General features: G+C 60.9%; 20 protein-coding genes. 5 read left to right on the forward strand and 15 right to left on the reverse strand.

What is annotated here, in order from left to right:
• Nucleotides 1–59: 59 nt before the first annotated feature.
• The 9 genes from BBJ41_RS11975 to BBJ41_RS40355 form a co-directional block, all read right to left on the reverse strand.
• Nucleotides 60–386, reverse strand: a complete 327-nt coding sequence (locus BBJ41_RS11975; RefSeq protein ID WP_069746577.1) for a hypothetical protein — start codon at nt 384–386, stop codon at nt 60–62.
• Nucleotides 387–395: 9 nt separating this feature from the next.
• The gene (locus BBJ41_RS11980; protein WP_069746578.1) at nt 396–743 is read right to left on the reverse strand and encodes a hypothetical protein; all 348 of its coding nucleotides are present in this window, start codon (nt 741–743) and stop codon (nt 396–398) included.
• On the reverse strand, nt 736–948 hold the full coding sequence (locus tag BBJ41_RS11985) for a hypothetical protein (RefSeq protein WP_006765346.1): 213 nt from the start codon (nt 946–948) through the stop codon (nt 736–738). The genes BBJ41_RS11980 and BBJ41_RS11985 overlap by 8 nt, the downstream gene beginning before the upstream one ends.
• Nucleotides 941–1,243 (reverse strand): hypothetical protein, encoded by a 303-nt coding sequence (locus BBJ41_RS11990; protein WP_069746579.1) that lies wholly within the window; start codon nt 1,241–1,243, stop codon nt 941–943. The genes BBJ41_RS11985 and BBJ41_RS11990 overlap by 8 nt, the downstream gene beginning before the upstream one ends.
• Nucleotides 1,236–1,412, reverse strand: coding sequence for a hypothetical protein (locus tag BBJ41_RS40350; protein WP_156814772.1), 177 nt, complete (start codon nt 1,410–1,412; stop codon nt 1,236–1,238). The genes BBJ41_RS11990 and BBJ41_RS40350 overlap by 8 nt, the downstream gene beginning before the upstream one ends.
• Nucleotides 1,413–1,772: 360 nt before the next feature.
• Entirely contained in the window at nt 1,773–2,051 is a 279-nt protein-coding gene (locus BBJ41_RS11995; RefSeq protein ID WP_069746580.1) for a hypothetical protein, read from the reverse strand.
• A complete protein-coding gene (locus BBJ41_RS38940; RefSeq protein WP_083281855.1) occupies nt 2,048–2,269 on the reverse strand; it encodes a helix-turn-helix transcriptional regulator in 222 nt (73 codons plus the stop codon). The genes BBJ41_RS11995 and BBJ41_RS38940 overlap by 4 nt, the downstream gene beginning before the upstream one ends.
• 115 nt (nt 2,270–2,384) lie before the next feature.
• Nucleotides 2,385–3,179: a transcriptional regulator domain-containing protein gene (locus BBJ41_RS42090; protein ID WP_418222231.1), complete on the reverse strand. Its 795-nt coding sequence runs from the start codon at nt 3,177–3,179 to the stop codon at nt 2,385–2,387.
• 196 nt (nt 3,180–3,375) lie between these two features.
• Nucleotides 3,376–4,527: an AAA family ATPase gene (locus tag BBJ41_RS40355; protein WP_156814773.1), complete on the reverse strand. Its 1,152-nt coding sequence runs from the start codon at nt 4,525–4,527 to the stop codon at nt 3,376–3,378.
• A 520-nt stretch (nt 4,528–5,047) separates the two neighbouring features.
• Here BBJ41_RS40355 and BBJ41_RS12000 point away from each other — a divergent pair.
• Nucleotides 5,048–5,623 (forward strand): recombinase family protein, encoded by a 576-nt coding sequence (locus BBJ41_RS12000; protein WP_069746581.1) that lies wholly within the window; start codon nt 5,048–5,050, stop codon nt 5,621–5,623.
• Between the two features lie 367 nt (nt 5,624–5,990).
• Here the strand turns inward: BBJ41_RS12000 and BBJ41_RS12005 are convergent, their stop codons facing one another.
• From BBJ41_RS12005 to BBJ41_RS12025, 5 genes are all read right to left on the reverse strand, one after another.
• The gene (locus BBJ41_RS12005; RefSeq protein WP_006412423.1) at nt 5,991–6,983 is read right to left on the reverse strand and encodes an IS5-like element ISBmu2 family transposase; all 993 of its coding nucleotides are present in this window, start codon (nt 6,981–6,983) and stop codon (nt 5,991–5,993) included.
• Nucleotides 6,984–7,058: 75 nt separating this feature from the next.
• Nucleotides 7,059–7,304, reverse strand: coding sequence for a hypothetical protein (locus BBJ41_RS12010; RefSeq protein WP_069746582.1), 246 nt, complete (start codon nt 7,302–7,304; stop codon nt 7,059–7,061).
• Between the two features lie 387 nt (nt 7,305–7,691).
• Nucleotides 7,692–8,312, reverse strand: a complete 621-nt coding sequence (locus tag BBJ41_RS12015; RefSeq protein WP_156814774.1) for a hypothetical protein — start codon at nt 8,310–8,312, stop codon at nt 7,692–7,694.
• A gap of 453 nt (nt 8,313–8,765) precedes the next feature.
• Nucleotides 8,766–9,500 (reverse strand): LytR/AlgR family response regulator transcription factor, encoded by a 735-nt coding sequence (locus BBJ41_RS12020; RefSeq protein ID WP_069746584.1) that lies wholly within the window; start codon nt 9,498–9,500, stop codon nt 8,766–8,768.
• 1 nt (nt 9,501) lies between these two features.
• A complete protein-coding gene (locus BBJ41_RS12025; RefSeq protein WP_083281856.1) occupies nt 9,502–10,587 on the reverse strand; it encodes a sensor histidine kinase in 1,086 nt (361 codons plus the stop codon).
• Nucleotides 10,588–11,005: 418 nt separating this feature from the next.
• Here BBJ41_RS12025 and BBJ41_RS12030 point away from each other — a divergent pair, with 418 nt between their 5' ends.
• Nucleotides 11,006–11,548 carry a hypothetical protein gene (locus BBJ41_RS12030; protein ID WP_069746585.1) on the forward strand — a complete coding sequence of 181 codons (543 nt, stop codon included), beginning with the start codon at nt 11,006–11,008 and terminating at the stop codon, nt 11,546–11,548.
• Nucleotides 11,549–11,896: 348 nt separating this feature from the next.
• Entirely contained in the window at nt 11,897–12,100 is a 204-nt protein-coding gene (locus BBJ41_RS12035) for a hypothetical protein (RefSeq protein ID WP_069747673.1), read from the forward strand.
• 60 nt (nt 12,101–12,160) lie between these two features.
• Here BBJ41_RS12035 and BBJ41_RS12040 read toward each other — a convergent pair whose 3' ends face one another.
• On the reverse strand, nt 12,161–12,961 hold the full coding sequence (locus BBJ41_RS12040) for a transporter substrate-binding domain-containing protein (protein ID WP_069746586.1): 801 nt from the start codon (nt 12,959–12,961) through the stop codon (nt 12,161–12,163).
• Nucleotides 12,962–13,282: 321 nt separating this feature from the next.
• On the opposite strand from BBJ41_RS12040, the gene BBJ41_RS12045 reads away from it, so the two are divergent.
• On the forward strand, nt 13,283–16,462 hold the full coding sequence (locus BBJ41_RS12045; RefSeq protein ID WP_069746587.1) for a type VI secretion system Vgr family protein: 3,180 nt from the start codon (nt 13,283–13,285) through the stop codon (nt 16,460–16,462).
• A gap of 37 nt (nt 16,463–16,499) precedes the next feature.
• The gene (locus BBJ41_RS12050; RefSeq protein ID WP_167362197.1) at nt 16,500–21,104 is read left to right on the forward strand and encodes an RHS repeat-associated core domain-containing protein; all 4,605 of its coding nucleotides are present in this window, start codon (nt 16,500–16,502) and stop codon (nt 21,102–21,104) included.
• The last annotated feature ends 1 nt before the right edge of the window (nt 21,105 follow it).

Below are 21,105 nucleotides of genomic sequence, written 5' to 3' on the forward strand. Positions count from 1 at the left end.
CAAGCAGCTACCCGACGCGCGAAGAATTGAATGATGCGACGATGCCTAGCGGCGGAGCGTCAGCCGGCCGCGCGAGGCACCGACAGGACCGCTCCGCCGGCCGTGACGTCGTTGCTGTAGACGTAGCGGCCGAGCCGCGACTCGCCAAGGGCGTCGTTGGCCGCCTCCAGCGCCGCGCCGATCGACGGCAGGGACGCGCGGAACAGGCTCAGCACGAGCCAGTAGTCGTCATCGGACATGGCCTTGTCGGCCGCCCAATGCAGGCTGTCCAGCAGCTCCATAGCGTCACTGATCCGCGTGCCGATGCGGTTGCGGTCGAGACGGTTCACCTCGGCCACGAAGTGCGACGCGAGCGGTTGCACGGCATTCTTGTTCGTCTTTGCCATGGCCGCCCCTCAATGCGTCGTGCGCGGTTCGCGCGTGACAAGGCCGAGCGCCGCGAACAGATGTTGCTGCACGCGCCCCATCAGGCCGGCCGCGAACGCTTGGCGGCTGATCGTCACGCGGTGCGCGTCGACGTCGCCCGCATCCTTCATGGCGGCTTCCATGCCGCGCGCGAACGCGGCGGCTTGATGGGCCGCGTAGTCGTGCAGCCGCACGTTGCCTTTCAGGTCGAGCCATGCGTCGGCGCAGATCGCGCCCAGGTCGACAGCGAATTGCAGCTCGATCGGTGCGCCGGTATCCAAAGGCGGTGCGTTGTCGAATCCGTCGACAACCGCGGTTCGGATGCGCTGATCAGTCATGGCACACCTCCGGCTGCGCAGTACGGCGCATTTCGGCCGAATAGCGGCTCGCGACGCTTTGCCCCATGTCGACGAGCGCCCGCTCGTAGGTGCCCTCCGCAAGATGCGAACGGACGGCATCGAACAGGGCTTCGAGCTGGGCGAACTGATGGGCCGCACACATGGCGATCATCGTGACTTCATTCGGCAGGCGGTATTTAGACATGGCGCACCTCCAGAATCGACGCGAGGAGTTGCCCGACGTCGACCGTGCAATCCAGCTCCGCTTCGCCGCGAATCGGCGTGAGGTTCCAGTCGTGGACGGCTGCATGCGTGAATTCGCCGAACCGCCGACCGTAGACGCTGCGCCCCGAGACGGGACCGCCCAAGATCCGCACGCGCCAATCGTGATCGGGCGTCGGCCGCGCCGATGCCACCTCGACCAGCATGCCGATGCGCGCGCGAGCGTCGCATTGCGTGACGATTGCCAGATCGCCAATCTTGCAGCGCAGCTCAGCCATGACGCACCTCCGCACGGACGAGCGCAGCGATCGCGGCCAGTGCCGCGCCGGTTGCGTCGAGCGCGTCCTGATACGTGCTGGCGGTTGCCGCGTCGCGCAGTGCTGCGCGGACGATGGATTGAATGAGGTGGGAATGCTGCCCGGTACGGGCGTGCGTGGACTGGCGCATGGATTGCGACCTCCTCTGGTGGGTTGAACCACCCGGACCTCAACGCCAATTGAGGTGGCCGGGCGCATGGCGGCGTTGGCGTACCGGACCCAGAGGAAACCGGCGAGCGCGAGCGCTCCACCACCAAGGCCCGACCGTAGAAGGCGCTTAGTGTGCGGACGTAAAAAAACCGCGCTGAGGCGGTCATCCGCCTCTGGAGATTGCCGGACGCCAATCCGGGTCGCTGTTGTCTCAGCGACTCGCACAGGATACTGCGCACCGCCGCGAAGCGCAAATCGAGGGAGCGATGAGCCAGCGGAAGCGGTACAACGAGGCAGACTTCTCGCTCCTTCACCAAGGCAAAGTCACTTTGACGGGACGTCATGCCGGGGCCTTCGGATCGAGCATGAAAACCGCGTGTTTGAGGAGTTCGACTGCGCGCTTGGCGCGAGACGGAATACGCTCGGCATCGCGTTCGAACACCGTCGCAGCCGCCGCGATCCAGCAAGCCGCCTCGCGTCGACCTTCGTCAATGCTGCGCCCGAGCGCCTCGGCGAACCTCTCGCGCTGGAGCGTCAGCTCACTTTCGTAGAAAGCTGCGTCGGCCTGCTTCTTCGCTCGGCGTGCCGCTGCGCGCGCGCTAGTTGCGGTGTTTGTCATTGCGCCTCGCTTTGCTTTACGCGAGCAGCGAGCCACGCCTCGATGTCGCATTCGAGCCAACCAACAGCGCGGACACCCAGCGAAATAGACCGGGGAAACGTTCCGGCCTGAATTTGGCGATAAATTTCGCTTTTGCTTAATCCGATGCGCTCGGTAAGTGGACGCAGGCGAACTACTCGATTCGTAGTGACGGGAGGATCGTTTTTTTGTACTTCCATGTGCGCTCCGGTGAAATGAAACCGCGCGGGACTGCACGGCACGAGGGCAGTGTCCTCATTTCCACGAAAGCGCGAACGTCAGATTCGGCGCGTTGTATTTATAGCGCTTCGACTTCTAACTTGACACAGGTCTACCCCGCATGATCGGCAATACTCGATAGTCGTGTTCTATATACCGGCGAGCTGCATCGAGGGCGTTTCTCACATCTTGAACATAGTCAATGTCATCGACTTGGAGTTTTTCGCCCATGAACTGATCCGCTAGTTCGTTCAATACCTGAGCCTCGGACAATCCGAGATCCGTCATTGCTCGGAATCCGTCGAATGCGCGCAAGTACCGAGGTAACAAATTCCACCGTGGGCGGACAGCTTTCCGTGCCGTCGGCAGCTGCGATTGTCGAAACTCTAGTATGGCTTTTACCTGCGCGAGCTGCGGCGCAATCGGCATAGAGGCGTCGAAGATTACTCGGTATTCAGTGTCCCGCATTGGTCGGTCAAAGTAGCGTGACGAGTCGACCGGACCGCTGATGAAGCCGCATGGCGCGTCCAGCTCCATGTCTAGGAATTGGTGGGAACCGTCACCGTCAGATATTACCGGCCAACCCCAGATCCAAGCAGCCGGATACCAACAGTCGATCCCCCAGGTCGTGAGGAATTTCTCATATTCTGCGAATTCGGGATGTGACTGCTGGCGCTGCGAGCGCGGAATGCGCGCAAGACGATTGTGAAATTGCTGTTGAGCTTTACAAAACACATCGTTGCGCCTTAAGAACTCCCACGCCCATCTGTCGCCACTAACCGAGGCTAATGGGTACGCCGACGAGTCGCGCCAATCAGGAATGCGAAACCAACTACGTACGTGACGACGGTTGTCGATTGATCCGAGTCGTCTGCCAGCAATAACGAACAACGCATTCTCTCCTTGAGTTGATGTTAGAAATCGAGTCGGCTGATTTGCGTGTCCAATCTTGCAGAGGATGTCATGGATTTGCTTTGCATATTTCCCTCTGAGGCTCGCAAATGGTTGAGCGATTTTATATGATCATTGTAGACCTGATGTGATAATACTTCAGGTTGGAATCGAACGATAGTTTGTCGTGCTGTCTTTAAGTTCCTTTGGCTTCATAGAGAATTCCGTCGATTTGTAGTAAGAACACTCGGCGCTTAATTAACTCTTCAATGGCCCGCCTCACGTCGGCTGACGGAATGCCGAGCTTGGTTGCCACTTGATGATGAATACCTGTTGGCCATGGTTGAGCGGGCATCAATTGACGAACTTTCTCAAGAACCTCGTCACTCACCACTATTTTCTCAGCGGGTGGCGGCGGAGTAGTTGCTGCCCGAATTGGTGTAACCTCCACGGCGTTAAGCGAGCGAACTACTCGAAACGAATGGTGACAAGACGAGCATGATGTCGTGATGCTCGAACCCGGATAATTGTCTAGAGACACAGTATTCTGAAATTCACAATTTGGGCAAACGGCTTTCACGGGTTCTTCCTGGCGCGGTACCAGTGAAAAGCCGCTTGCACCGGTATACCGTGAGACGAGTTTGGTTCCACATTCCTTGCAGGGAACAAGCTTCACGCTTCGCAGTGACGAGCGTTGATGATAGGAGATGCTATTACCACATGCCGGGCAAATGGCTTGTACCTCTTGTTTTGGTTCCTTCTTGCGAATGCGCCGGGGGATAGTTGCTTCGCCGAGCTGAAATGTCGCGAAGCGTAGTTCGTGCTTGAGACTTTCGACTTCTTGTCGAACGATATTCGCGTCGTTCAAGCTGCCAAGAGAGTCTTGTCGCCGATCCTCAATTAGAGATTCAACACGCTCGACAAGCTCTTTAAGAGCTTCTTCCTTCTCTTGCTGCTCTTCTCTTCGTTGGTCAAGCTCCTCCCCAATAACTCCTTCCCAATCACTGAGACCTGTATCATTGACGGATTTAAGCGTTCGGATAAGATGGATGGCGCTTTCAATGCGTTCTTCCTTGGCAAGAAGCTCTTCGTCTACTGTTCTGTAATCGGTGTAATTTAATTCTTCTTCAAGATATATCGAAAGTCTGTTGAGCTCGTTTGACAGATTGTTGACTTTCTCTGCTGCCTTGAGGGCGTAGGTGCGCAGATTGTTTCTGTGCTCCTCTTTGACTTCTTGAATGTTCTCCCTGTACTGAGCGGATCCATACATATCTGTAATTATCCATGACGCTAGTATCGATAGAATCGTTACCAAAATTCCGAGCATCGCAGATTCGCGATCTGTCATCTTGCCTTTGCTAATAACGTATATGCATGCGGCGATGCCGAGGATAAAGCAAATGATCAGTATTGATCTAATGACGTACGAGATTATTTTTGATTCGCTGGTCGCCATCGTTCATGCCCCTTCTGAGGATTATTTTTGTGACAGAGCGCACCTGTAATCGAGATCGTTTCGCAAAATTCGATGCTGACGGCGCGTGCTGAGCTAAATTTACGCTGACTGCAAGACAAATAATATTCTGACATAGCCGAGGTCGAGGCAGTTTCATAGTTGGCCCGGCGCTCGGGAGGATTCGAGGTGTGAGCGAATGGGGCAGACAGCCCAATCGTCCCGAAGAGTGGATGCTCGATCGACGAAGCCGATCAAAATACGAAGTGATCAGTGTGCGTGCTGCGTGCTCCGGTTGTCCGAAACCGATCCCTTACGGACATGGGTGTTCAGGAGTGTCCGAAAATAAGGCTTTCTTGTTTCCGGACATAAGGTATGATTCGGACATCCTTTTCGAACATATTGAGAGTGCAGCATGTCCCGGACCTTCGCATACGCCCGCGTCAGCACGACCGACCATACGGCAGCTAATCAACTTCGCGAGATCGAGGCGGCCGGCTTTTCGGTCGATAAGCGTCGGGTCGTCACGGAGAGCATCTCCGGTAGTGTTAGCGCGCAACAGCGACCAGGGTTTGCGGAGCTGCTCCTCAAGATGGAGGAAGGGGATGTGTTGATCGTGACCAAGCTTGATCGACTTGGTCGTAACGCGATGGATGTGCGTGAGACCGTTGAGACGCTGGCAGATCGCGGCATCCGAATTCATTGCCTTGCTCTTGGTGGTGTCGATCTGACGAGCGCGGCCGGCCGTATGACGATGCAGGTATTGAATGCCGTGGCCGAATTTGAACGAGATCTACTGATAGAGCGGACACAAGCCGGCATCGCGCGAGCAAGGGCGGAAGGGAAGGCGATGGGCCGTCCGTCCGCGCTGACTAAGGAACAGCAAGACGATGTGCGCCAGCATTTGAGCGAGGGGGCGAGCGTGGCGAGTCTCGCGAAACGGTATGGCACGAGCCGTCAGACGATCATGCGGGTACGCGACGCGGCGTAATGTGCGCCCGCTCAAAGTTACTTTTTGCGCGGTGGGCAGCGACCTTGTCCGCCCAGGTGCGTGCCGATATCGGGGACATGACGTAGGACCGGTGCTGCAACGGTCGATCCACCGCCGAATCAATGAGCGTAGGGCCTTTGACGGTCGCTAAGCGCTTCGTTCGGCGGCGGCGCCGATGTCCAAAACTAGGCTCCCTTTTTCTCGACTGTCTTCGAGATTTCCTCAAATATCACAAGGGAAACGCTGATCAATGGACCAACTTCCGAAGTTGCAGGCGAGATGGCTTCAAATTTTCTGGATGACGAAGCGAATCGGCGCTCAATTCAGTGAATTTGGCGCGTAAGCGAGCCTCCCCTGCTCGCATTTTTCATACGCATGACGGACTGCTCCCATGGACCGATCGCAACAGATTTCGCGCAATCACCAGATTCGCCAGAGCGAACAGGCTGAACAGTTGCGCGGTGTTCTTGGCCAAGCCCTTGTATCGGGTCTTGCGATGCTGAAACAGATTCTTGACGATATGAAACGGATGCTCAACCCGCGAACGGATCTGCGCCTTGGTTCGCTCGAGCGCGATCACCAGGTCCTTCAGCGCTCCTTCTTGCATCGCCTTGATCTTTCCCCGCCTGGCAGCGACGTGCCACTTCACGGCCTTGCCCGCCATTTCCTCGCGCTTGTCGACGCCAATGTAGCCCGCGTCGGCGAACACCTGCTCTTCATGCCCGTGCAGCAGGGCATGAGCTTGCGATACATCCGACACGTTGGCCGCCGTGCCAACCACACTGTGAATCAGGCCCGAGTCGGCGTCGACGCCAATGTGGGCTTTCATGCCAAAGTGCCATTCGTTGCCCTTCTTCGTTTGATGCATTTCCGGGTCACGGCTCTTCCCGGCATTCTTGGTCGACGGCGGCGCTTCAATGATCGTCGCGTCAACCAGCGTGCCTTCCTTCATCATCAGCCCACGCTCGCACAGCGAGATGCCAATCTCGTCGAACAACTTCCGTGTCAGTTCGTGTTCGATCAGCAGGCGCCGGAACTTCAACAGCGTGGTTGCATCAGGCACGTTCTCGATCGCCAGATCGATGCCGGCGAAGGCTCGCAGCGTGATGCTGTCATACAGCGCGTCTTCCAGTCCTTCGTCCGACAGTCCGTACCACTGTTGCACGAAGTAGATTCGCAGCATCCGCTCAAGGCCAATCGGCGGGCGACCTCGCGTGCCCTTCGGATAGTGCGGTTCGATGGCCGACAGCAAGCGCTGCCACGGAACGACCTTCTCCATCTCTTCCAGGAAGCGTTGGCGCCTCGTCACTCGCTTCTTGCCTGCAATTTCCGCTTCCGCGAAGCCGATCTGCCTCTTCATCGTCGTGGGTCCGTTCCGTGAGCTGTCTTCTAAACGTCCTCGGCTACGTCTGCGATGACCGCCGAGCCGAATAAATCAGCGTTTCCCAAGGGGAAGCTTGTTAATGACAATGCAGCCGTTTTTTCCGGCCGCCTTGACCGCTAGCACGACCGAGTTCTTTTGAGACTCCGCGACTGATCTACCTTTCTCTGGATTGGCTTCTTTGACGTGGCTCAAAGCTTTTTTCGCGGCAGCCTCGCCGTCTGATGCTGACACAATCATCTCCAGCACATGAGGATGATCTAGCGTCTTCACGTACGCCTTGTACAGTTTCTCGGCCATATTGCCCCCGTTTTTTATAACAATCTACTTGGTCTCACTGCTCGAAAACTCTAGCACGTTCGCCGTTTCGACTGCTATTCGACCGAACCCTCCACCGCTCTTGGCGCATTTGCGCCGAATAGCCCGTGGCGCGGAGGGCGACGGCGCGGGGGAATTCTTTGCGCGCAGCGTTCCAGATCGGGGCAACTGCCGAGTGAGCCGCAGTGCCCTGTCCCGGCGTCTGTCTCCAAACTTATCTCCAAGAAAAGAGGGTTTTTGGAGACATACTTGGAGATAGTCGGAGCCTTGCCAGTCGCGGCAGACCGGCCGAAATGAGCGCTTGTCTCCAAATCTCCAACAAAAATTCGTTCCGGCGGCGTACGGAACGCATGTTTCCTTGGCGGTGCGTCATGGAAAGACGAAGGGAAAATCCGCGAAGCAGCCATCGCGCAATTTTTTCGATAGCTGTTCAGCGTGCTCCGGCTCACCCTCTTCGTGCGTGGCGAGATTCAAGTAATAGTTCGCGCCATCGTGTTTCGCGTAGATGATCCAATCGCCAGTTAGCCCCCTTTGGGCTCGTTCCTCGAATCCGCCGACTACGAGGCGGTGCGCGAGGTAGGCTTGCCACAGTTCGGGATCTTCGCCGTATGTCTCCGCGACTTCGCGCAGCATCCGATCTAGATCTCTGTTCCCGCCGTCGGCGAGATTCCAGCGGATTCCGATATTTCGGACAAGGTGTCGGGCCGAGCTGAAGTGCTTATGCCAAAAGGGTTGGAGGTGAGGTCCCTTGAATGGCGATTCACGCTTTGTTTTGGATGTCGGGCGGATGCCTTCGAGATAGTCGAGTTCGTCCAACACGGCGAACGGGTCGAAGTACCGATCGCTCTTATCCAGAAGCCGGACCGCGAGAGCGATACTGATGCGCGGCGCGTATGGTCGTCCACGCACTGCCGTCGCCTTGAGCTTGGCGATCTCGTCCGGGGTCAAACTGACCATCGTTCCTGATTTTTCCACTGTCGGCGTGTGCATGACGTTGACGCCTGTAGCATACACATATGCTCCGTGAGGCCGCTCTCACAGGTCTCTCGGTGTATGGGGGTACGTTTGGGGGTGTATCGGATCTTTGTCTGAGGCAATTCTTATTTGAATCAGCATCTTAAGACGTAAATGCCATTCCTGCAGCCGCACCATATTGAACGAAGGGCCACGAGATTTCGTCTCGTGGCCCTTTGTCTTTTCTACGAGCGTTTTCCGGCCGGGCCACGCTGTCAAGTCGCGACGCAGCCGCTCGCATGCTGCAACACGCATCGTTTTCATGACAGGCCTGTCGAGCGCGCATCGTGCCGGCATCGACGCAAGGCAGCCGAGCACCGGGTGCTCGCGTGATTGTGCCGGATGCGTCGTGCGGCTTGCCAAAGCGTCGCCTACTCGCGGTCGCAGCGTAATCCCGCTGATCGAGCTCGATCAGCAACCAGACACCCATCACATCTGCCGGAACAACCCCGCATACGCGCGACTGACCGGCAGCATCTCCCGCTGCCCGTGCACGCGAATCCGCAATCGTCCCAGCAGATCGCGCTCGACGCGATCGATCGCCGCATACGCGACGATCACGCCGCGATGCACCTGCGCGAACCGCTCCGGATCGAGCCGCTGCATCAGCTCCTTCAGCGGCGTGCGAATCACGAGCCGTTCGCCGGTCGTGACGACTTCCGTGTATTTATCCGAGGCCTGGAAATACAGCACGTCGTCGACCGGCACGAGCCGCGTCGCGTCCTTCACGCCCACGGTCAGCCAGCGGATCGGCGCCGCGTCCCGCGCGTGCGCCGCCTGCGCGAGCGCATCGGCGTGCGCGACCGCCGGCCCGCCGCGCTGGAGCTTCGCGATACAGCGCAACAGCCGCTCGTCCGTCACCGGTTTCAGCAGGTAGTCGACCGCCGCGCGATCGAACGCGTCGACCGCATATTCGTCGTAGGCCGTGACGAACACGACATGCACGTCGGGCGCCAGCGCAGCGAGCTTCAGCCCGTCGATGCCGGGCATCCGGATGTCGAGGAACGCGATGTCCGGGCGCGGCGACGCGTTCAACGCGGCCAGCGTCTCGACGCCATTGCGCGGCATCGCGACGATCTCCAGTTCGGGCCAGAGCTGCCGCAGCCGCTGCGCAAGCGATGCGGACAGGTTCGGTTCGTCGTCGGCGATGAGGGCGGTCGGCATGTCAGTCGATCGGAATCAGCAGGGTGGCGGTGACGCCATGCGCGGCGCCGGCGTTCGTCCCGACGGTGACGCGGCCGCGCTCCCCGTGCAGCGTCCTGATGCGCGCGGCGACGTTGGCGAGCCCGACGCCGCCGTGAAGGCGCGTGTCGCCCTGGCCGAGGCCGACGCCCGTGTCGATCACGCTCAGTTCGAGCAGGTCGCCGCGCATCCTGCCGCGAATGACGATCACGCCGCCGTCGATCGACGGCTCGATGCCGTGCAGCAGCGCATTCTCGACCAGCGGTTGCAGCAGCAGCGGCGAGAACGGCAGCGCGTGCAGATCCGCCAGCACGTCGATCGCATACGACAGCCGCTCGCCGAGCCGGATCGACGCGATCTTCAGCAGCGCCTCGATCAGTTCGAGCTCCTCGCCGAGCGTCGACGTCGCGTTGCGCGTGCGCCTGAGGCTCGCGCGCAGGTAGCGGTTCAGGCTGTCGAGCATCGTCGTTGCGCGCGTCGGGTCGCGCTCGATCAGGCTCTGCACGTTCGCGAGCGTATTGAACAGGAAGTGCGGCTCGATCTGCGCCTGCAGCAGCGCAAGGCGCGCGGCCGTCTCGGCCTGGCGCGCTTCGGCGGCTTCGCGGCGCTCGATTTCTAGCGTCGCGCGCATGCGCGTGGATTGCAGGTACAGCGACACGCAGACGAACAGGACCGCCGCGACGAGGAACGAGGGCCCGTAGTTGTCCCACGTCGCGATGCGCGGGTGGCCGAACACGTGCGGCACGTTCCCGCCGACGATCGCCGCCGCGATCTCGAAGCCGACGAACACGCTGGCTGGTGCGATCACGACGGCCTTCAGCGCGAGCCCCGGCTTGCGCGGCAGCAGCCGGTCGGCGGCGCGGCTGAACAGCAGCGCGCAGAACCCGATCGCGTTCGCGACGACGAGATAGGGCAACAGCGGTTCGCTGAAATGGATGACCCAGAAGCCCAGGCCGACGGCCGAGTTGAAGCACGCGAACGCGAGTAGCGCGGCCGGATCGCGCAGCAGCCGCGGCGCGGCGCCGGCAGGCGGCTGCGGGATCGGCGAAGTGTCGGGCGTGGCTCGCATGGTGTCGGGTGAGTGTGGGCGCGCGATGCGCGTACGACGTGACCTTACCGCTGGATGCGGCGACTGCGTGCGCGTTGCGACGAACGGTGCGCGGCTTCGACGAAGCGCCGTCGCCGCCGACGGCTGGCCGGTTTCCGTCACGAGTGTAGTGGAACGTGTCGCGGAAGGACACCGGGGCGCCGGGTTCGTGCCGTGCAGGACGCAGCGCGAACAGCGGGCCGAACGGTGCGTTTCTTTCAAGGATTGCCGCTCGCCGGATTCGATGGCGCGTCGATTGCTGTTGCCCGATTCTCCGAACGATCGTCGCCACGACATGCCGCTCGTCCGCGAATTCCTGCCGCCCGTCGCATGCCGTGCCGGACGCCGGCGCGGCGCAGTACGGTGTCGCCGTGCTCACTCCGACCAGGCGACTCCGACCATGTCCGCACTCCTTCACCTGAAGCCTTACGTGTACGTGATGTTCTGCGTGCTGCTCTACATCGGCATCAAACGCTGTTTTCCGCGCGAGGTGCCGGCGGCGCGACCGCTGATCTCGCCCGTTGCGTTCGGGATGCTCGGCATCGTCAGCCTGAACGGACGTTTTCCGCATGCAGGCATCGACGCGAACGCGATTGCGCTGGCGGCCGTCCTCGGCGGCGCGACGCTCGGCTGGCTGCACGCGAGCCGGTGGCGGCTCGAGTACCGGACGAAGCCGTCGGGCCTGCGCGTGCGCCTGCCCGGCGACGCGAGCCTGCTCGTCACGCTGATGCTGACGTTCGTCGCCGAAACCGGCATGCATTACGCGGTTGCCGTGCGCGCGCCGTGGGCGGTGACGAACGGTTTCGTGATGTTGTCGTTCGCGGTATGGGGCGTGCTCGTCGGGATGCCGCTCGGGCGCGCGGTGAACGTGGTCGTGCGTTGCATGCGTCATGTGGGCGGATCGGGACGTGATGGCTTCCCGTATCCGGCCGATCCGCGCTGATCGAGAAAAACGAAAAGCGGGCGACCGGTGGCCGTGCACGAGATGTGGTCCATCGTCCGTCAACCCGTCCGGAACTGAACCGAAACGGCACGTAACGCGCGCCGTTGCGCCCCCGTTTTGTTGTCATGGTCGCGTCACGGTGCGCCCATAAGGTTGCACGTTCCCGTCACGGCGGCATCGCCGGACGGGGGACGCGCGCACCCTGCCCGCGACGACGTGCCCGCGTCGCAGGCCGGCCACCGGGATCTCGCTCCCGGCGGCGCAGCGGTCATGCCTCGCGCCATTTCATTCGAAAACAGGATCGACGCCGATTCGAACCGGATCGCGGACGATCAGGAGACAAGGACCATGTTGAGTCCGCATGAATTCTCGATGCTGTTGCGCGTCGCGCGTGCGCCGGACAGCGTCGATCAATCGAACCAGGCTTTCGCCGTGCTGGTCGAGAAACGGCTGGTCGACGATACGCAGGCGCGCATGAACGCGGTGGCGGCGCGACCGGCGCTGACGCCGATCGGCCAGATGCTGCTTGCGCGCTTCGACGAAGCGGCTTGAGGAGAAGGCGTCACGCCTTCGGCGACGCGAAGGACGTGACGCGTTGCAACGCCTGCCCGCTTATTGCGCGACCGGCACCGTCACGTCGCTGCCGAACCAGTGCATCGAGATCTTCTTGAGCGTGCCGTCCTTGTGCAGCGAATCCAGCGCGTCGTTGATCGCCTTCTCGAACTTCGGGTTGCCCTTGCGGAACGGTATCGCCATTTCCTGCTTGCCGCCGTTTACGATCGACCCCGCGCGCAGCGGCAGGTTCGACGTCTTGATCATGTACGGCAGCATCAGGCGATCGTCGAGCGTCGCCTCGATCCGGCCCGCGGCGAGATCGCGCAGTTTCTCCGGCGCACCCGGATACGTCTGCACCTCGATGCCCGGCACGGTGCGCGCCATCTGGTCATAGTTGGTGCCGAGCGTCACGCCGAGCTTCTTGCCCTTGAAATCGTCGAGCGACTTGAAGTTGCGCGCGTCGTCCTTGCGCTGAATCAGCTGTGCGGCCGAGTACGTGTACGGCTGGCTGAAATCGAGCGCTTCCTTGCGCTGCGGCGTGACCGTGACCTGGTTGACGATCACGTCGAACTTGCCGGCCTGCAGGCCCGCGATGATGCCGCTCCATTCCGTCGGGACGAACTGCGTCTTCACGCCGAGCTTGCCGGCGACCGCGTTCGCGACGTCGACGTCGAAACCCTCGAGCTGGCCCGACGTGCCGCGCGAGTTGAACGGCGGATAGGTGCCTTCGAGGCCGACGCGGAGCACGCCGGCTTTCTTCACCGAATCGAGCAGATCGTCCGCGTGCGCGGCGACGGCCGTGAAGCCGAGGGCCGACGCGAGCAGCAGGCCCGACAGCAGGAACTTCGAACGTTTCATCGCAGATCTCCAGGGTTCAGTGTCGTGTAGTAGCGCCGCGCGTCGGTCGCGCCCGGCGGGCCGCAATACGGGCACGTAGACACTACTCGCAACCGCGCCGTGCCGAAAGTCGAATTGGCCCTGATTGCAATCGATTTCATCGCGAAAGCGCGGGTAAAACACGGCCGGTATCGGCACAAGCGGCCATGGATCGATCGAATGACGTTCTTTTAAATCAGGTCAGTTTTCGGAGGGGCTGGATATTTTGTCTGTAAAATCGCGCGAGCGAAGTCCAGTGCTCGCGCCATCCGAGGGCGCGTCGAAAAGAACAAAAGGCCGTTCATGAACATGCAGAACACAATTGCCGCATTGCGCGGCGGGTTGCTTCAGCAGGACCGGCTGTTGAAGCTCGATACGCCGTTGGGGGCCAATGTCCTGACCGTGCAGCGGGCGGTCGGCCGTTCGCGCATCGGGCGCGCGTATGAATTCACGCTCGACGTATTGTCGACCGATAGCGATCTGGAACTTAAAAAGCTGATCGCGCAGCCGGTCACGCTGTGGATTCAGCAGGGCGATCGCAGCTACCGCCCGATCAACGGATACGTGCATACCGCGCGCCGGCTGGGCGACGACGGCGGGCTCACGACCTATCAGCTCGCATTCGCCGATTTCACCCATTTCCTCAAGTTCCGTCGCGACCAGCGGCTCTGGAACGATACGACCGTCGACCAGATCATCAGCGACGTGCTGAACAAGCATCCGCAGGCGCAGGGCCATTTCCGCTTCGCGCTGTCGAAGCCGCTGCCGAACCGTTCGTACACGCGCCAGCACGATACCGACTGGCATTTCGTGCATCGGCTGATGGAGAACGAAGGGCTCTACTGCGCATGGCAGCAGGCCGACGACGGCAAGTCGCATACGCTCGTTATCACCGACAACCTGCAGGCGTTCGCGCCGCTGTCGCCGGAGGCTGTGCGCTTCTATCACGGCGGCGCGGCCAGCGAGGCCGACGCGTTCACGCAATGGTCGGGCACGCGCACGCTGCAGAGCGTCACGCGCTCGACGCGCACCTTCGACTACAAGAATCCTTCGCAACCATCGAACCCGAAAGGCACGTCGCTGCCGACGATGGGCGGCCAGGGTGAGTTGCCCGACCAGCTCGAAGTCTACGAGTACACGGGCGCCTATACGTACCTGGACCAGACGCGCGGCGACCATCTGACGAAGGTCAAGATGGAGGAATGGGAGTCGCAGGCGAAGCGCTTCCACGGCGCAGGCGGCGTGCGCGCGATCGAGGCGGGCCGGCGCTTCACGCTGTCGGATCATTCCGAGCACGATCGCGATCCGGCCGATCAGCGCGAATTCGCGGCGATCGAGGTGGCGTGGTGGATCGAGAACAACCTGCCCGTCGCGAGCGACAGCGCCGACTTTCCGTACAGCCTGCGTGAAGCGTTGACGCAGGCGCAGGAAGGCTACGGTGCCGATCCCGCGTTTCGCGTGCCGCACGAAGACGGGTCGGCCGGCTTCTATCTCGTCGAAGTCGAGGCGCAACGCGTGAACGTGCCGTACCGCAGCCCGTTCGAGCATCGCAAGCCGGAGATGCATCTCGAGACGGCGATCGTCGTCGGGCCGCAGGGCGAAGAGGTCTATACCGACCCGCTGAACCGGATTCGCGTGCAGTTCGTGTGGGACCGCCTGAACCCGGGCGACGAGAACGCATCGTGCTGGGTGCGCGTCGTGCAGTCGGATACGGGCGGCGGTTACGGCGGCGTGCATGTGCCGCGCATCGGCGAGGAAGTGCTGATCGACTACGTCGGCGGCGACTGCGACCGGCCGCTGGCGGTCGGGCGCGTGTACAACGGCGCGAACCAGCCGCAGTGGCATACCGACGGGATCCTGTCCGGATATCGGTCGAAAGAGTATTCGGGCGGCGGCTACAACCAGCTCGTGATGGACGACGCGACCGGGCAGAACCGCGTGCAGCTGATGAGCAGCAGCGCGAACAGCCTGCTGCATCTCGGCTACATCATCGAACACAGCGCCAATTCGCGCGGGTCGTATCTCGGCAGCGGGTTCGACCTGCGTTCGGATGCTTACGGCGCGGTGCGGGCGAGCCAGGGCCTGTACGTGACCACGCATCCGAAGGCGGCGAACAGCCAGCCGCTCGACGTGAAGGAGGCGCAACAGCAGCTCGTGACGGGCGAGAGCCTCGTCGAGGCGATGTCGGGCGTGAGCGAGCAGCATCAGGCGGAAAGCCTGAAGGACGCGCAGGACACGATGCGCGCGTTCACCGATGCGACGCAGGACAGCGCAGCGGGCAGCGCGTCAGGCGGACGCACGGCAGGCGGCGGCACGGGCAACGCGAACGCGTTCAAGGAACCGGTGATGCTGTTCGCCAGCCCGTCGGGAATCGGGATGTCGACGCAGCAGTCGGTGCATATGGTCGCGAACGATCACGTGAACGTTGCGAGCGGGCAGAGCGTGCATGTTGCGGCGGGCAAGTCGCTGATCGGCAGCATCGGGCAGAAGCTGAGCCTGTTCGTGCAGAACGCGGGGATGAAGCTGTTCGCGGGCAAGGGCAAGGTGGAGATCCAGGCGCAGTCGGACAACGTCGAGGTGACCGCGCAGAAGGCGGTGAAGATCGTGTCGGCGACGGACCGGATCGAGATCGCGGCCGATCAGGGGATTTTGCTGACGAGCGGCGGCGGGTATATCCGCATTCAAGGCGGGAACATCGAGATTCATACGCCGGGCGCGGTGGATGTGAAGGGTGCGTCGCATACGTTCGCGGGGCCGGCGAGCATGGGGTATCCGTTGCCGAGCCCGCGGCCGGATCAGCCGGGGCAACTGGAGTTGTTGCATCGATACGGGAACGGCGAGGCGGTGAAGGGCGGCTTGTTCTCGGTGTTCGATGCGAATGGCGGATTGCTGAAGAAAGGCGCGCTCGACAACAACGGGCACATGATCGTCAGTGGTCTGCCGCCTGGTGCCGTGCAGGTGAAGTTCGGGGAGGACCCGCGCTCGCAGGACCAGATGTCCAGCCGGTTCGACGTGGCGCCGTGGCCGGCCAAGCCGGCACCGGCAGCAAATGTCGCGGAAACCGCGCAGGCACAGCTTGGTTCGTTCCTGCCGGCAGCCGGGGGCGCCGCAGGCGCACTGACGGGTTTGGCAGGCGCGGCGACGCAGGGCGGCGCGGCACTGGCGAAAGCAGCCGTCGGTCAAGGCATGGGCATGGCCCAGCAGGCGCTGGGCGGCATGTTGCCGGCCGGTGCGTCGAATGCACTTGGCGCAGCGAAAACGGTAGCGGGATTGGCGAGTGCGGCGTCACAGGGAGGAGTTGCCTTGGCGAAGGCGGTAGCAGGCCAGGGCCTCGGTATCGCGCAGCAGGCGGCGACCAATATGCTGCCGGCGGGTGCGCAGGCAGCGCTGTCGCAAGCAGGCCAGTTGAGTGCCGCTGCCCAGCAGGTCGGTGGACTCGCGCAGACGGCGCGTAGCGCCGCCGCCGCGCTGAAAATGATCTGAGCGTCGCCCCTTTCAAATATCCGGGAACAGAAAAATCATGACCGCTGCGGGCGTCATTCAACCCAAACCTACCGATGTGTTCGTGTCTCCGATCATGAAGATCACGGAGGCCGACGTACAAGCCGGCATCGATGTTTTCGACAAGTGGCTGATCAGTGTCAGCGGTGGAGTCGTCAACGTCGGCCGGCTGAAAATGGTCGCGGAGAACGTGCCGGTTCTGGCCAATATCTTTGCGGCAGTCGACGCGGTGCTCGATATCAAGGAGATGATCGAGCGCGGCAACAAGTCGATCGACATGTTCGACTGGGTCAACCTCGGCCTCGATCTGATCGGCGTCGTGCCGTTGCCGCCGGCCACGGCCGAGCTTCGGCTGGGTGCGCGCCCGGTGCTGAAGATGATCCGACAGGAGATCGTCAAGAGCGGCAAGGCGGCGGGCGAGGCAGCGTTGCAGGTGCTGCGCGATTCGATCATCTCGGCGATCGTTGCGAACGTTCAGGAACGCTATGCAGGCGAGATCGAGAAATTCCTGAAGGTGATACGTGACGGGCTGAAGGAGTTGCTCGATCACTGTGCCAAATTCATCGGCGATCTGATGAAGGCGATCGCCGACGTGTTCGCGCATGCGGCGGGGAAGAAGTACGAAGTCGGGCACAACGTGCAGTCGGCCGGAACGCATCTGAAAGATGTCGGGAAGGCGCTCGTTGCGTACGACGGCAGGAAGGTGCTCCGTAGCGGGCTTGGGTTTCTCACGGATTTCGCGAAGATCGAAGGGAAGGCCGTCGTGAACACGGTCACCACGGTCGCGAAGATGGTGGACGACGAGGCGCCGAAGAAACTGCAGCATTTCGCCGATGATATTTATAAGCAAATCCCGACGGTCCAGAAGCGTATTCGTGAGCTGGACGGTAACGATGCGGGAAAGATCGGCTGGATTATCACGATCGGCGAAGACGGCATGCGGAGCTGGCGTCGGCATAATCCGAAACCGCATTCGACGGGGATTCAAGAGCACAAGACGACGAAGGTTGACGCCCAGCGGGCCGAGCATCGGGTGGATACGGTGCGAACGACCACCGAGGCGCAACATCCTGGACCGAGTTGCTGTCACACGAATTTTCCGGTCAAAACCCCGCCGGCTGCCACGCTGAATTCAATCGGTTTTGCGCTGGGCGACGAGCAGATCAATCACGAGGACTTCGTGATCGACGGGCCGTTGCCTATTACCTGGCAACGTACCTATCGTTCGTTCTTCGATGCGAACGACAAGCATGGCGAATTGGGTGCGCGCTGGATTACGCCATATACGACCCGTTTTGATATTGGAGAGGACAAACTCGTATATCACGACGCCACCGGGCGCAGTCTTGAATACCCGTTGCTCAGCGTCGGAAGTGCACACGATGATCTGTCCGAGATGCAAACGCTGCTGCGACTGGACGAGCAATGGCTGACGGTGACGCGTGGACACGCGATGCTCGAGGCGTACGAGCGACACGACAACGTGTTTCGTCTCGCGTTCATCAAGGATCGCGCAGGCAATCAATTGACGCTCGATTACGATGCTGACGGACGGTTGCATCGCTTGATTGCATCACACGTGCAAGTTGCGTTCCGACATGACACACGGGGGCGGATCGTTGGAATCGTTCACCATGACGCGGAGGGCGAATACGTCGGCACACTCGCGAACTACGAGTACAACGACGAGAACGATCTGATCGGAGCGGCGGACCGATACGGTAATCGTCGCGAATATCGTTATCGTCACCACCTCGTGACGCGATACACCGATCGTACCGGTCGCGGCGTGAACCTTGAGTGGAACGGCGACGGACCAAAGGCAAAGTGCTTCCGAGAATACGCTGACGACGGTAGCGACGAAGTGCATCTCGCGTGGCATCCGAACTTCCGGATGGTCAGCGTGACCGACGCGCTTGGCAATGTCACCCATCACTATTACGACAGCAACGGCCATTCGTTCCGTGTGATTCATCCTGACGGTAGCGAAGAGTGGATGTATCGGGACGATCACGATCGGCTCGTTCAGTACATTCATCGCGACGGCACCGTCGAGCATATGGAATACGACGCGCGCGGCAACTTCGTACGCCATCAACGCACCGACGGTAGCGTGATCGAGATGGCGTACGACCAGAAGGACCAGCTCGTTCGTGTAACCGATCCGCTTGGACATCCGTGGCTGCGCGAATACGACGATGCGGGCAACATGGTTGCGCTGACCGATCCGCTTGACCATAAGACTGAATATGCATACGACGCGCGCGGGCTCGTTACCGAGATCAAGGATGCGAAGGGGGGCGTAAAGGCCCTGAAGTACGATGATGTCGGTCAGTTGACCAGCTATACCGATTGCTCGGGCAAGACGTCGCAGTGGATGTATGACGCTCAAGGGCGTCTCTCGGAAGCGAAGGACGCGGCGGGTGGGGTGACTGCGTACCGCTACGGTGCGAATGGTCAGCTAGTCGAAGTCGTGACACCTGCGGGTCGCGAGCAATTGAGCCACGACGCGGAAGGGCGTCTGCTGACACACACCGACCCGTTGAATCGCAATACGCGTTATGGATACGACGCACGAGGGCGTGTCCATATCCGCACCGATGCATTGGGGCAGTCACTGGCATATCGCTATGACAGGCTTGGACGCCTCGTGGCGTTGACTGATCCGAATCACGCAACTTACGCGTTCCGTTATGACGCGGCAGGCAGATTGATCGAAGAGATCGATTTCGACGGGAAAGCGACGCGCTACTCGTACGACGAGGCGAGCAGCCGTCTGGAGTCGGTCGATGAGGCCGGTCAGGTCATGACGATGAGCCATGATCGTGGCGGGCGGCTGCATGGCCGCTCGGTCGGCGACGAGTCGGAGCGCTTTACGTACGATCCGTTGGGGCGATTGATCGAAGCGAGCAATCGATACAGTCGTGTCCAGCGGTTCTTCGACCCGACCGGGAATCTGGTACGTGAGCATCATGCGTACGACCTGTTTGGCGCAAGTCGGAGTTTCGTATGGCATCACCAGTACGATGAAATCGGCAACCGGATCCGAACGGTCAGGCCCGACGGTCATGTGGTCGACTGGCTCACGTATGGCTCCGGGCATGTCCACGGGATGATGCTGGACGGCAAGGAACTCGTGCAGATCGAGCGTGACGATCTGCATCGGGAGACATTGCGAACCTTGCCGAGCAAGATCGATCAACACACCGCATACGATCGTGCCGGTAGGTTGGCGCAGCGGACCGTGCAGCGTGCGAATGCACCTGCGCCGCTTGCAGAACGTCGGTACCGCTACGACGCGGCGGGTCAGCTCGTGCAGATTGAAGACAATCGCAAAGGGTTGACCGACTACCGTTACGACCCGGTTGGCCGGTTGCTCGAGTCGATCGGGCCGGCAGGCAAGGAGCGGTTCGCGTTCGATCCGGCGAGCAACATCATCGATCCGGCGCGCGTTGAAACGCCTCGCCAGGAGAACAGGCCGAGTCCGGTACGTGCGGAAAGTACGCTTCCTCCGGAAGTGCCCAAGGTGTTGGGCAATCTGCTCCAGCAATATGCGGGGCAGCATTTCGCGTACGACGCGCGAGGTAATCTCGTTCACCGCAGATCGCCGGCGGGCGAACAACGTTACGAGTGGAGCGCGTTCAATCGGCTGACGGCAGCGATGGTGGAGGAGGTCGCCCGCAGGAGCGAGTCACGGTACTACTACGATGCACTGGGCCGGCGCATCGCGAAAGAGGTGAACGGCGAACGCACGGTGTTTGGTTGGGATGGCGATACGCTGGCGTATGAGAGCGGGGAGCAAGGCAGCACGCATTACCTCTATGAAGTCGGTTCGTTCGTGCCGATGGTGCAATATGTCAGCGCACCGGTAGATGGGGTCGAGACGCCAGTGCGTGCCGATACGGATCGCTATGTACCGGAGGACGATCCGCTGCAACGATTGCCGGAACGGGTTGGTGATGCACATGCGTTCTATTACCACTGCGACCAGATCGGCACGCCGCATTTGCTGACAGATGATGACGGCGATGTGGTGTGGGAGGCGTCGTATAAGGCGTGGGGCGAAGCGCGGGATGTGATCGCACGGGCGTCGCAGGCGATGGAGGTCACGTCGAAGAATCCGTTACGGTTCCAGGGGCAACAGGTCGATGACGAAACGGGGCTGCATTACAACCGGAATCGATACTACGATCCGAGTAGCGGTAGATTCATTAGCAAAGACCCGATTGGTTTGGCGGGTGGGGCCAACATCTATCAATACGCGCCAAACCCCGTAGATTGGATCGACCCGTTGGGGCTGGCTCGATGCCCCTGCAATCCATGCTCAAAATACGATGTCGGTCAATACGACGAACTCAAGCGGCGTTCAGCTTCTGGCGACAATCTTGACATTCACCACGCTATGCAAAAACAACCGGCTGCTCAAGTTGTTGCTGGCTACGATCCCAAGACTGGTCCAGCCATAGCGGTTCCCGCTCACGAGCATGAGCAGATTCCGACGCTTAAGGGCCCATATACGGGGACGGCTAGGGAAACGCTGATCAATGGACCAACTTCCGAAGTTGCAGGCGAGATGGCTTCAAATTTTCTGGATGACGAAGCGAATCGGCGCTCAATTCAGTGAA

This window comes from Burkholderia stabilis (assembly GCF_001742165.1).
Taxonomy (GTDB): domain Bacteria; phylum Pseudomonadota; class Gammaproteobacteria; order Burkholderiales; family Burkholderiaceae; genus Burkholderia; species Burkholderia stabilis.